We start from the raw sequence: 11,953 nt of genomic DNA on the forward strand, positions 1-11,953 counted from the left end.
GTCACCAATCCGCCGATCGATCCTATTCGCGAGAGCCTGGTGATGAGCCTGGTCTCGATGATCGGGCCGCGGCCCAACCTGCTGGGCCATAACGCCGGCAACCACAAAAGGCTCGAGGTCTCGCAGCCGATCCTCACCAACGAGGATCTGGAGAAGATCCGTTCGATCCACGAGACGCTGGACGGCGCGTTTCGCACCACAACGCTCGATGCGACCTGGCCGAAAGGCGGCGATGCCCAGTCGCTCGAGGCGGCGCTGCATCGGCTGTGCTGGGAAGCGACCGAGGCGGTGCTTGCCGACATCAATCTGCTGATCCTCTCCGATCGCGCCGAGGGGCCGGACCGCATCCCGATCCCCGCCGCGCTGGCGACCGGGGCGGTGCACCATCATCTGATCCGTCAAGGTCTCAGGATGCAGACCGGCCTTGTCCTGGAGACGGGCGAGGCGCGCGAGGTCCATCATTTCTGCGTCCTGGCCGGCTATGGAGCGGAGGCGATCAATCCCTGGCTGGCCTTTGACGTGATCGAGGATCTCCGCGTGCGCGGGCGTATCGATGTTTCACCTGACGATGCGCAGGCCAATTACATCGAGGCGATCGGCAAGGGCATGCTGAAGGTGATGTCCAAAATGGGCATCTCCACCTTCCAATCCTATTGCGGCGCGCAGATATTCGATGCGGTGGGTCTCAGCGACTGCCTCGTCGAGAGGTATTTTGCCGGCACGGCAACGCCCATCGTCGGCATCGGCCTGGCCGAGCTGGCCGAGGAGACTGCCCGCCGCCACCGCGCCGCCCACGCCCCCGAGGTCGACGCGCTCGATCCCGGCGGCCTCTATGCCCAACGTGCCGACGGCGAGGACCATGCCTGGACGTTCGACAGTATCGCCAACCTTCAGCATGCCGCGCGGGGCAATCTGCCGGACAAATACCGCGCTTTCGCCGACGCACTGAACGCCCGCGACCGCAGGCTACTCACCATCCGCGGGCTGCTCGACTTCCGGCCCGCCGGCCCGCCAGTGCCAATCGCGGAGGTCGAGCCGGCCACGGAGATCGTGAAGCGCTTCGCCACCGGCGCGATGAGCTTCGGCTCGATCAGCCGCGAGGCGCACACGACACTCGCCAAGGCGATGAACCGGATCGGCGGCAAATCGAACACCGGCGAGGGCGGCGAGGAGGTGGAGCGCTTCGTCACCGACGCGCGCTCGGCGATCAAGCAGGTCGCCTCGGGTCGTTTCGGCGTCACCGCCGAATATCTGGTCAATGCCGACGATCTGCAGATCAAGATCGCCCAGGGCGCCAAGCCGGGCGAAGGCGGCCAGCTCCCCGGCCACAAGGTTGATGCCGAGATCGCGGCGGTCCGCCATTCCACGCCCGGCGTCGGCCTGATCAGTCCGCCACCGCACCACGACATCTATTCGATCGAGGATCTCGCCCAGCTGATCCACGATTTGCGGAGCGTGAACCCGACGGCACGCCTGTCGGTAAAGCTGGTCAGCGAGCAGGGTGTCGGCACCGTGGCGGCGGGCGTCGCCAAGTGCATGGCCGACCATATTACCATCGCCGGTTATGAAGGGGGCACCGGTGCCTCGCCTCTTACCTCGCTCACCCATGCGGGCCTGCCGTGGGAGATTGGCCTCGCCGAGACGCAGCAGACGCTGGTTCTGAATGGCCTGCGCGAGCGGGTCGTGGTTCAGGCCGACGGCGGCCTCCGCACCGGCCGTGACGTCGCCATCGCGGCGGCGCTCGGCGCGGACGAGTTCGGCTTCGCCACGGCGCCGCTGATCGCCGCCGGCTGCGTAATGATGCGCAAATGCCATCTCAACACCTGCCCGGTGGGGATCGCCACGCAGGACCCGGTGCTACGCGCCCGATTCACGGGCCAGCCGGAACACGTGATCAATTATTTCTTCTTCGTCGCCGAGGAGGTGCGCGAAATTCTCGCCGCGCTCGGCCTGCGCAGTCTGGATGATCTGATCGGCCGGTCCGACCTGCTCGCTTGCGTAGATGTGGAGGCGCATTGGAAGGCCGAGGGCGTCGATCTGACGCGCTTGCTTCACATGCCGGAGGCCGAGGGAATTCGTCACGGGGGCGGCCTCTGCCGCGCTTCTGGCACCGTGATCGATCGGCAGCTGATTGCGGCGCTGGAGGGGCCTCTGCCAGCCCACATTGAAAGCAACGTTGCAAACACGGACCGGGCGGTCGGCGCGATGGCGTCCGGCGAGATTGCGCGCCGCTTCGGCCATACCGGACTGGCGGAAAACAGCCTGCACGCGCGGCTTGCGGGCACAGCGGGACAGAGTTTCGGCGCCTTCCTCGCCCGCGGAGTGACGCTGGAACTGATCGGCGACGCCAACGACTATGCCGGCAAAGGCCTGTCGGGCGGCAGGCTGATCGTCCGCCAGCCGGAAGGCGCGCCTCGCGAGGCCGCCGCCAACATCGTCGTCGGCAACACCTGCCTTTACGGCGCGACCGAGGGCGAGGCCTTCTTCGCCGGGGTCGCGGGCGAGCGCTTCGCCGTGCGCAATTCCGGCGCGGTCGCGGTGGTCGAGGGCACCGGCGATCATGGCTGCGAATATATGACTGGCGGGGCGGTCGTGGTGCTTGGTCCCGTTGGCCGTAACTTCGCAGCAGGAATGTCCGGTGGCGTGGCTTACGTCTGGGACCCGGAACCCCGGCTCGACGCCCTAAGCAACCAAGCCAGTGTCGCGCTCGAACCTGTCGATGACGTCGAAACGCTCCGCACGCTGATCGAGCGGCACCTCGCCCTCACTGGCAGCGTCCGTGCCGCCGCGCTCGTCGCCGACTGGTTCGCCGCGCAGCGCCAGTTCGTCCAGGTCATGCCGACCGATTATCGTCGCGCGCTCGCCACGCTGGAGGCGGCGGCATGACCAACCCGATCGGTTTCCTCGAGATCGATCGGCAAGACCGGCACTATCGGCCGGTCGCCGAGCGCCTTCGCCACTGGAACGAGTTCGTCGAGCCGCTGCCCGAGGCCGAGCTGAAGCGTCAGGCGGAGCGCTGCATGGATTGCGGCGTACCCTTCTGCCACACCGGCTGCCCGGTCGATAATCTCATCCCCGACTGGAACGACCTGGTGAGTACCGACCAGTGGCGTGCGGCGCTGGAGCGGCTGCACCGCACCAACAATTTTCCCGAGTTCACCGGCCGCGTTTGCCCGGCACCCTGCGAGGCGGCCTGCACGCTCGACCTCGACGATGCGCCGGTGACGATCAAGACGATCGAGTGCGCCATCGTCGACCGTGGCTGGGACGAGGGCTGGATCGTCCCCCGCTTCTCGCCGCGCGGCACCGGCAAGCGGATAGCCATTGTCGGTTCCGGTCCGGCTGGCCTCGCCTGCGCGCAGCAGCTCGCCCGCCTCGGCCATTCGCCGACCGTATTCGAGAAAGCCGATCGGATCGGCGGCCTGCTTCGCTACGGCATTCCCGATTTCAAGATGGACAAAATGCTGATCGACCGGCGGATTGGGCAGATGGAGGCGGAGGGCGTGATCTTCCGCGCCAACATGGAGGTGGGGCGCGCCGTCTCGGTGGAACGGCTGATGGACGATTACCACGTCCTCGTCCTCGCCGCCGGCGCGGAGCAGCCGCGCGACCTCGACGTGCCGGGCCGCGCGCTCGGCGGCGTCCATTTCGCGATGGATTACCTGGTCCAGCAGAACCGGCGAAACGCCGGCCTGCCGCATGCCGGCGCGCCGATCCTCGCGACGGGCGGGCATGTCGTGGTGATCGGTGGCGGCGATACCGGCTCGGACTGCATTGGCACGGCCAACCGCCAGGGCGCGGCGTCGGTCACCCAGCTCGAGATCCTCGCCCAGCCGCCGCTGGCCGAGGACAAGGGCCTGAGCTGGCCCCGTTGGCCGCTCCGCCTGCGCACCTCGTCCTCCCAAGAAGAAGGGGCCGCCCGTGAGTTCTCGGTGGCGACCCTTCGCCTAGACGGCCGGGGTGGCCAGGTCACGAACCTGCACGGCGAGCACGATGGCGAGGCGCTCTCGTTCGAGGCTGACCTGGTGCTCCTCGCCACAGGCTTTACGGGCCCGGAGCATGGCGGCGTGGTGTCGAAGGCAGCCGTCGAACTCGGCCGGGCCGCCTACGCGACTTCGCGACCGGGCATCTTCGCTTGCGGGGATGCGCGCCGCGGCCAGTCGCTGGTGGTGTGGGCGATTCGCGAGGGGCGCGAATGTGCGGCCGCGGTCGACTCGCACCTTGCCATGATGCGCTGAGGCTGTGCGTGCTGAGCGACCGGGAAATGTTGGCTCTGGGCAATGCGATCGAGCGGCAGGTGCTGACGAGCGTGGCCTATAATCGCGGCCGTTCGATCCTGGCCCCACTTCAGCTGTTCAGCGAAGGCGGCGAAGCCTTTCTCAAAGCGGTGACGGTTGCGCGGGACGGGGTGGAGCCCAAGCGATTAAAGCTGGGCAAGTTCAAGCTGGTGGCCTTAAGCGACCTTCATCTCGTGGGAAGCGAATTCTCGGCCGCGGCGCTGCTGAGGCGGATCGAGGCGATCGAAGCGGCTCGCGCTCGCGCGGGGTACCGCTCCAGAGCGAACTTGACCACCGTCGCGTCTGCATGAGCCTGGCTGAAAAGCGAGGTGCTCCTGGGGACGAGCTCAGCGCGATGCGTACGCTGATCACCGAGTCTGAAAAGCGCGTGGATCGGCTCCGACGCCGTTGGTAATGTGGTCGGCCAATCGCCACGATTGGTCGACAGAGGCTCCGGCATGTGTGCAGGGAAGCGCAGCCGAGACCTACAAGGAGCGCTGCACCGCGGCGCTTGCTGAGGGGCGCCAGATTGCCACCTGACCTGCCAGCATCAAAGACCGAGCTGCGCCGCGCAGAGACGAGTTCGCGTTAGGCTGACAGCACCGCCAGCTTTTGCCCGTCCCGATCAGCCGCCCGCGCCGCGCAGCAGGCGCTGGATCGCCTTGCCGTGAACCCGGCCGAGCGGCAGGCGCTCGCCGCCGCGCAGCCGGACCTCGGCGCGGCCGAGACGGGAACGGGCGACCTCGGCCAGCTCGGAACGGCGGATCAGCGCCGAGCGGTGGACCTGGATGAATTCGTCCGGATCGAGCCGGCCGAGCAAGCCGCGGATCGATTCGCGCAGCAAGTAGGAGCGCTCGCCCGCGAAGATGCGGACATAATCCTCCTCCACCACCGCATAGTCGATCGCCGCCGCTTCGAGCCGGACAAAATCGCCGCCGGCGCGCCGGATCCAGAACTCGGTTTCCCGCTCCCCGGGCGCGGCGTCCGGCATACCCGGCGCGGCGGCGGCAAGACGGGTGAGCGCCGCGCGCCGCTGCGCCGGCGAGCGCGTCTTCAGCATATGCTCGGCGCGCTCCAGCGCTTCGCCGAGCCGCTCGGCGCCGACCGGCTTGACCAGATAGTCGGCCGCCGCGATCTCGAATGCGCGCACCGCGAAATCGTCGAAGGCGGTGACGAAGACGATCGCCGGCGCGGCGCCCTCCGGCAGCCGCCGAATGACGTCGAAGCCGGTGCCGTCGCGCATCCGGACGTCGAGCAGCACGGTGTCGGCCGGCGCGGCGGCGAAGCTGGCGACGGCGGTCTCGACGCCGTCGGCGGTCGATACCGTGTCGGCCGGGACGCGAAGCTGCGCGAGGAGCAGCTCCAGCCGCCGGCGGGCGAGCGGCTCGTCGTCGACGATCAGGATCCGGGTCATCGCTTCGTCCGGCTCAATGGAAGCGCCAGCGTCACACGGAAGCCGCCTTGTTCCGTCGGGCCGGCCGCGAAGCGGTGCGCCGCGCCGAACCGGCCGCGCAGCCGATCGGCGACGTTGCGCAGGCCGACGCCGAGGCCGGCGGCGGGCTGCCCCGGGCCGCTCCCGTCGTCAGCGACGGCGAGCACGAGCTGATCTTCCGCGCGCGAGGCGGCGATGTCGATCCGCGCCGGGCCGAGCGAGCGGGCGACGCCATATTTGACCGCATTCTCGACGATCGGCTGGGTGATGAGCGCGGGCACCAGCGCATCGCCCAGCTCATCGGGGCAGTCGACGGTGACGTTCATATCGGGGAAACGCGCCTGCTCGATGTCCAGGTACATGCGCTGGATGCGCAGCTCCTCGGCGAGGGTGATGTCCGACAAAGCGTCGAGCGCGAGCGTCGCGCGCAGGAAATCGGACAGGCGGCGGAGCATCGCCTCGGCCCGTTCGGCCTTTCCGTCAAGCATCAGGGCCGAGATGGAGTTCAGCGTGTTGAACATGAAATGGGGGCTGATCTGGTTCTGCAGTGCCCTCAGCTGCGCGGCGTGGGCAAGCCCTTCGACGATCCGCGCCCGCCGCTCCGACGCCTTCACCTCATAGCTGTAGCGCAGCGCGAGATAGAGTGCCGCCCAGGCGAAGAAGAACCACACCCAGTAGAGCACCGCCTGGATCGTCGCGCTGGAGGTCGCGGTGCGGACAACCGAGACGGGCGCGAAGGCGGCCATGGTGAGATAGCTGAGCCAGGCGCAGGCATCGGCGACGATCGGCACGATCAGCGCCAGCACGACGGCGCGCGCCGCGAAGGAGCGATGGCCGAGCCGGGCGATCACGAGATGGACGAGGAAGCACAGGCCAAGCCCACCCGCCGCGGTGGTCACGCGGGCGAGCAGCAGCCCGCCCATATCGCCATGATCCTCCAGATAGGAGCGGAACATCTGGACCGAGATATTGGCGATCCAGAAGATCAGCGTCATCGCGATCGCCATCCGGCGCGTCGGCGCGTCGAGCGCATCGGAATCGAATGCGGGCGGCGCCCCGACGAGCACGTCCTCGTCGGGCCGGGCAAGCGGCGGCGGGCTCTGCGCGTTCATGACTCGCCCATAACATGATGACCGCGCGGCGGCACGACGCTCGCGCGCAGAAAGGCGACGTTCCCCCGCAGCCCGACGCCTTGTCCCGCGCCGGGACGCGCGTTCGGCGGCAAAAAGCCGACGCCCGCGCGGGCCGGCGTGGCGATGAAACGGCGCGCGCCGCACTGTTGGGGCCTGACAGAAGTGGGAGGACGTGATGGACATGCGGCGGGTCGCGATCGCCACCTTGGTTGCCGGCGTGCTCGACATCGCCAGCGCCTTCGTTTTCGCCGGCATGAACGGCGGAACGCCGGCGCGGGTGCTCGCCGGCATCGCCAGCGGCCCGTTCGGCCCCGGCGTGACGCAGGAACCCTGGGCGCCGGCTCTTGGCCTCGCGATCCATTTCGCGATCATGACCGCGATGGTCGCTTTCTATGCCGCGCTCGCCGCGCGTCAAAGCGAGTTGCTGGCGCGGCTGGGGCCGGTGCTGGCGGGAGTCGGCTACGGCCTGCTGCTCTACGCCTTCATGTACTGGGTCGTGCTGCCGCTGCGCTGGCCGGACGTTCATCCGGTCGTCGATGCGGACCGGGTCGCCAAGGCGGTGTTCGCTCATGTCGTGCTCGTCGGCCTGCCGATCGCGTTCCTGATCGGGCCCCGGCGCGGCGCGCTCGCGGCGGCGCGAGCCTGACGCGATGGCCGCGCTCGCCCTCGCCATGCCGGCCGCGCAGACAAGCGGCGCGCCGCGCTCGCTGCCGGCGATCGAGACGCCGCGGCTGGTGCTTCGCGCGCGCGATTCCGCCCCTGGCACGGTCGATCTTGCGATCCTCCTCAAGCCTGGCCTCGCGGAAGCGGGCTGGATCGGGTTCGCGCTTGGCGGCGGCGCCGATCGGGTCGCCGAGCTCTGCTTCTTCCTCGCCCCGCTCTATCGCGGCCGCGGCCTGATGCGCGAAGCGGCGCGCGCCGCGGCGCCGCCGGCGCTCCGCCTGCTCGGGGCGCGCGGGGTCCGCGCGACGCTGCCTGCCGATGCTCCGGCCGCGCATGAGGTCGCCCGTGCGCTTGGCCTCGCGGCGTCCTCCCGCCGCGGCCCGATGCGCCGCTTTGAAAAGGATCTGTGCGGGCTGCTCTAGGCCGGCGGCTCCGACACCGCTCCGGCCAGCCGGTCGAGCCAGTCGAGGCGCGCCTGCAGCGCGCCGAGAGCGTTCGCCTCGATCGCTTCCTTATGGGGCAAATCGAGGCCGATCATATAGGCCTCGACCTCGGCGATCTTGGCTTCGGTCAGCGCTTTGGCTGCTTTGATCCAGGCGCTGCGCTCGCCGGCGTCGAGCAGCTCGAACGAGATCGCCTTGGTGCGCAACGGATCGTCGGGAAGGATGTGACGCGGCTCCAGCCGTTTCACCCAGTGCCGCGCCGCCGCGCGGCCTGCCGCCGTGCAGTTCAGCCGCTCGGACTTTCGCCCATCGCCGGCGATCGGTTGCGCGGCGATCAGCCCCCGCGCCTTCAGCCGACGGATCAGCGGATAGAGGCTGCCCTTGCTTTCGTTGAAGCTGCTGACCGGCGACTGCTCGTAAAGCCGCAGCAGCTGATAGGCGGTCACCGGCTGGCGCCGCAGCATCAGCGCCAGCAGGCTGCCCTCATTGTCGGTAAGTCCGTCGGCGGGCGCGGCGGCGGCGCGGTCCGCGGATCGGTTCTGGCGTTGAGTCATGCAGCCCCCGCACTCGCGGACATGGTCTCCGCAATCGGTCATGCCGCGTCAAGCCACCTTGCCCGACCGCGCTAGAAACCCGAGCCGCCGGCGAGGGCGCCGCTTGTGGCGCGACTGCAACACAAAACACGAAAAGTGCTAACCGCACCATAATCACCCTTGCCGATCCGGCTGGTCGCGGCCCATCACCGATAGTGCTAGCCGCACTAAAATACCGGGCGGCCAACAGGAGGTTATTCGGATCATGAGGCAATCCAGCGTCCGGACGCGGTTTCTGGCGTCGACCATCATCGCTTCGGCGGCTTTCGCCGCTGCGCCCGCCTTCGCGCAAAACACGGCACAGACCGCGGAGAGCGGCGACGATCAGGCGATCGTCGTCACGGGCACCCTGGTGCGCAACCCCAATTTGGTCGCCTCGTCGCCGATCAACTCGGTCGGCGAGCAGGAGATCGAGCTCCAGCAGGCGAACGTCGCCGAAGAGCTGCTGCGCGAGCTGCCGGGCGCCGTCCCGTCGGTCGGCTCGGCCGTGAACAACGGCAATGGCGGCTCGTCCTTCGTCAACCTGCGCGGCCTCGGTGCCAACCGCAACGTCGTCCTGATCGACGGCGTCCGGCTCGTTCCTGCGAACCTGCTCGGCCAGTTCGACCTCAACAACATTCCGCTCGCCCTCATCCAGCGCGTCGACGTGCTGACCGGCGGCGCTTCGACCACCTATGGCGCCGACGCGGTGTCGGGCGTGGTGAACTTCATCACCCGCCGTGATTTCGCCGGCATCGACATCAACCTCTCCGAGCAGATCACCGAGCGGGGCGACGGCAACATCTTCCGCGCCGACGTCACCATCGGCGCCAATTTCGACGACGGCCGCGGCAATGCGACCCTGTCTGTCGGTTATCAGGAGGCGGACCCGGTCTACCAGGGCGCGCGTGGCTTCTCGATTTTCGGCGTCGACACGTTCACCGGCGCGGTAGGCGGTTCGGGCACCGCGGTCCCGTCGCGCTTCACCGGCGTCAACACGCTTGGCCCCTGCGGCGGCCCCGGCGAGCCGACCTGCGCCGCGGCGCAGGGCAATCGCCAGCTCAACGACGCCGGCACGGCCTTCCAGCCGACGGCGGCGTTCACGCCATTCAACTTCAACCCGTACAACATCTTCCAGACGCCGTTCGAGCGCTTCAACATCTATGCGTCGGCGAACTACCAGATCAGTGACGCGATCGAGATCTACACCCGCGGCCTGTTCTCGAAGAACACGGTCGACACGATCATCGCCCCGTCCGGCGCGTTCGGCCTGCAGGTCACCGTGCCGCTGTCGAGCCCGTTCCTGACCCCGGCGCTACGCAACGCGTTCTGCGCCTTCGACACCAACACCGGCGCGCCTTATGTGCCGCTCTACACGCCGGCGCAGTGCACCGCGGCGGCGACGGCGCTGACCCCGGCCGACCCCAATTTCCGCACCGTGACGACGATCCTGTCGCGGCGCGCGGTCGAGGTCGGCCCGCGCATCAGCTCGTTCGGCACGACGATCTTCGATTATCGTCTCGGCGCGCGCGGCGGCATCACCGACTCGATCGACTGGGATCTGTTCGGCAGCTATGGCGAGAGCGACGTTCTGGCGACGGTCTCGGGCTTCACGCTGAACTCCCGCGTTCGCGCGGCCGCTTATGCGACCAACGCCGCGACCTGCCTGCCCAACGCGCCGCTCGGCGGCTCGACGACGCCGGGCTGCGTGCCGATCAACTTCTTCGGCCCGGCCGGCAACGCGACCTGGACGCCGGCGGCGATCGACTATCTCACCGATTCCAGCACCGTTCTCGTCGCCGTGACGCTGGCGCAGGCGCGCGGCACGGTTTCGGGCGATTTCGGCTGGAGCCTGCCCTGGGCGAGCCAGCCGGTCAGCTTCGCGGTCGGCGGCGAGTTCCGCGAATATACCGCTTCGCAGCGCTCCGACAGCCTGGCCCAGTCGGGCGACCTCGGCGGCGCCGGCGGCGCGGCCCCGAACATCAACGGCGGCTTCAATGTCTACGAGGCGTTCGGCGAGCTGATCGTGCCGATCATTTCCGAACGGCCGTTCTTCGATCTGCTCGAGTTGCGCGGCGGCATCCGTTATTCAAGCTACGGCGTCGACGCCCCGGGCAGCCCCAGCTACAACACAACGACCTGGAAGGTCGAGGGCACCTGGGCGCCGATCGATGGCCTGAGGTTCCGCGGCAGCTATTCCCGCGCGATCCGGGCGCCGAGCATCTTCGAGCTGTTCACACCGGTGAACACGGTGCTGACCAACCTCAACGACGATCCGTGCGCCAACCTCCAGGACAATGGCAATCCGATCCCGGGCCGGCCGGTGCCGACCGGGCAGCTGCTCGCGATCTGCCTTGCGCAGGGTGCTCCGGCCGGCGCGATCGGCGCGATCGGCGTGCCGACGGCGGGCCAGGCGAACGTCACGGTCGGCGGCAATCTCAACGTGCAGCCGGAGAAATCGACGAGCTGGACGGTCGGCGTGGTGTTTCAGCCGGACTTCATTCCCGGCCTGTCGCTGTCGGCCGATTACTACAACATTCGGATCACCGACGCGATCACCGTGCCGACACCGGGCGACGCGATCGAGTCCTGCTTCGGCCCGCTCGCGGCGAACGGCCAGGCGACGGCGATCCCCGCCGGCGCCGCGGCCAGCGCGGCCTGCACCGGGATCCGCCGCAATCCGACGACCGGCCAGCTCTCGGGCGACCCGGCGACCACGCCGGGCCTGGCCCTGGCGCTGTCGAATCTCGGCATTCTCGAGACCAGCGGCGTCGATTTCGTGCTGAACTATCGTCGCAATCTCGACATCCTGGGCGGCATGGGCCTCGCGTTCAACTTCGTCCTCAACTGGACCGACGAGTCGCTGTTCCAGGCGGTCTCCGGGGTCAGCGTCAACCGCGAGTGCGTCGGCTTCTATTCGGTCAACTGCGCTTCGATCCAGCCCGAGTGGCAATGGTCGCTGCGCACGACCTTCACGTTCGACAATATCGATATCTCGCTGCTGTGGCGGCATATCGACGCGGTCAGCTACGAGCCCGGCCAGGGCAATCCGTTCACCGGCACGCTCGGCGCGGGTCTCGGCGACCTCTCCGGTCAGGCCGTCGACTTCGATCGCATCCCGTCGGCGGACTATTTCGACCTGACCGGCCGAATCGCGGTCGATGATCATCTGACGATCACGCTCTCGGTGCAGAACCTGCTCGATCGCGCCCCGCCGGTCGTCGGCAGCAGCGCCGGTTCGACGGCGTTCAACAGCGGCAACACCTATCCGTCGACCTACGACGCGCTGGGCCGCCGCTTCGTCGCCAGCGCGCGCATCCGCTTCTGATCAAGCCCACAGATCGGAAGAGAGGGGCGGGCCGAAAGGTCCGCCCCTTTTTCGCGTCCGCTGCGGGTGAATGGCGGATCGTGCCGGCCCAGCGTCCTTTCGACA

Annotated in this window: 9 protein-coding genes; 6 read left to right on the plus strand and 3 right to left on the minus strand. The window is 68.5% G+C overall.

Annotation, left to right across the window (positions count from 1 at the left end):
- The 3 genes from gltB to ACT4N3_RS02560 all read left to right on the plus strand — a co-directional run.
- The coding region (gltB, locus tag ACT4N3_RS02550; protein WP_444853637.1) for a glutamate synthase large subunit at positions 1-2,886 on the plus strand (2,886 nt) is incomplete at its 5' end.
- A complete protein-coding gene (locus ACT4N3_RS02555) occupies positions 2,883-4,238 on the plus strand; it encodes a glutamate synthase subunit beta (RefSeq protein ID WP_444853638.1) in 1,356 nt (451 codons plus the stop codon). The genes gltB and ACT4N3_RS02555, both read left to right, overlap by 4 nt.
- An 8-nt stretch (positions 4,239-4,246) precedes the next feature.
- Positions 4,247-4,588, plus strand: coding sequence for a hypothetical protein (locus tag ACT4N3_RS02560; RefSeq protein WP_444853639.1), 342 nt, complete (start codon positions 4,247-4,249; stop codon positions 4,586-4,588).
- 314 nt (positions 4,589-4,902) lie between these two features.
- Here ACT4N3_RS02560 and ACT4N3_RS02565 read toward each other — a convergent pair whose 3' ends face one another.
- Together ACT4N3_RS02565 and ACT4N3_RS02570 are read right to left on the minus strand one after the other, a co-directional pair.
- A complete protein-coding gene (locus tag ACT4N3_RS02565) occupies positions 4,903-5,691 on the minus strand; it encodes a LytR/AlgR family response regulator transcription factor (protein WP_444853640.1) in 789 nt (262 codons plus the stop codon).
- Entirely contained in the window at positions 5,688-6,821 is a 1,134-nt protein-coding gene (locus tag ACT4N3_RS02570; protein WP_444853641.1) for a sensor histidine kinase, read from the minus strand. The genes ACT4N3_RS02565 and ACT4N3_RS02570 overlap by 4 nt, the downstream gene beginning before the upstream one ends.
- Before the next feature lie 196 nt (positions 6,822-7,017).
- Between ACT4N3_RS02570 and ACT4N3_RS02575 the strand changes: the two genes are divergently transcribed.
- Both ACT4N3_RS02575 and ACT4N3_RS02580 read left to right on the plus strand, forming a co-directional pair.
- On the plus strand, positions 7,018-7,488 hold the full coding sequence (locus ACT4N3_RS02575; RefSeq protein WP_444853642.1) for a hypothetical protein: 471 nt from the start codon (positions 7,018-7,020) through the stop codon (positions 7,486-7,488).
- Between the two features lie 4 nt (positions 7,489-7,492).
- Entirely contained in the window at positions 7,493-7,927 is a 435-nt protein-coding gene (locus ACT4N3_RS02580; RefSeq protein ID WP_444853643.1) for a GNAT family N-acetyltransferase, read from the plus strand.
- On the opposite strand, the gene ACT4N3_RS02585 is transcribed toward ACT4N3_RS02580, so the two are convergent.
- Positions 7,924-8,502 carry a PadR family transcriptional regulator gene (locus tag ACT4N3_RS02585; RefSeq protein WP_444853644.1) on the minus strand — a complete coding sequence of 193 codons (579 nt, stop codon included), beginning with the start codon at positions 8,500-8,502 and terminating at the stop codon, positions 7,924-7,926. The two genes, ACT4N3_RS02580 and ACT4N3_RS02585, sit on opposite strands and share 4 nt — an antisense overlap.
- Before the next feature lie 244 nt (positions 8,503-8,746).
- Here ACT4N3_RS02585 and ACT4N3_RS02590 point away from each other — a divergent pair, with 244 nt between their 5' ends.
- Positions 8,747-11,848, plus strand: a complete 3,102-nt coding sequence (locus ACT4N3_RS02590) for a TonB-dependent receptor domain-containing protein (RefSeq protein ID WP_444853645.1) — start codon at positions 8,747-8,749, stop codon at positions 11,846-11,848.
- The last annotated feature ends 105 nt before the right edge of the window (positions 11,849-11,953 follow it).

The organism is Sphingosinicella sp. (assembly GCF_052388015.1).
GTDB lineage: Bacteria > Pseudomonadota > Alphaproteobacteria > Sphingomonadales > Sphingomonadaceae > Allosphingosinicella.

Coding starts and splice junctions, on each gene's coding strand:
- ACT4N3_RS02555 (WP_444853638.1), top strand. CDS start 2,883: ATGACCAACCCGATCGGTTTCCTCGAGATCGATCGGCAAGACCGGCAC.
- ACT4N3_RS02565 (WP_444853640.1), bottom strand. CDS start 5,691: ATGACCCGGATCCTGATCGTCGACGACGAGCCGCTCGCCCGCCGGCGG.
- ACT4N3_RS02570 (WP_444853641.1), bottom strand. CDS start 6,821: ATGAACGCGCAGAGCCCGCCGCCGCTTGCCCGGCCCGACGAGGACGTG.
- ACT4N3_RS02575 (WP_444853642.1), top strand. CDS start 7,018: ATGGACATGCGGCGGGTCGCGATCGCCACCTTGGTTGCCGGCGTGCTC.
- ACT4N3_RS02580 (WP_444853643.1), top strand. CDS start 7,493: ATGGCCGCGCTCGCCCTCGCCATGCCGGCCGCGCAGACAAGCGGCGCG.
- ACT4N3_RS02585 (WP_444853644.1), bottom strand. CDS start 8,502: ATGACTCAACGCCAGAACCGATCCGCGGACCGCGCCGCCGCCGCGCCC.
- ACT4N3_RS02590 (WP_444853645.1), top strand. CDS start 8,747: ATGAGGCAATCCAGCGTCCGGACGCGGTTTCTGGCGTCGACCATCATC.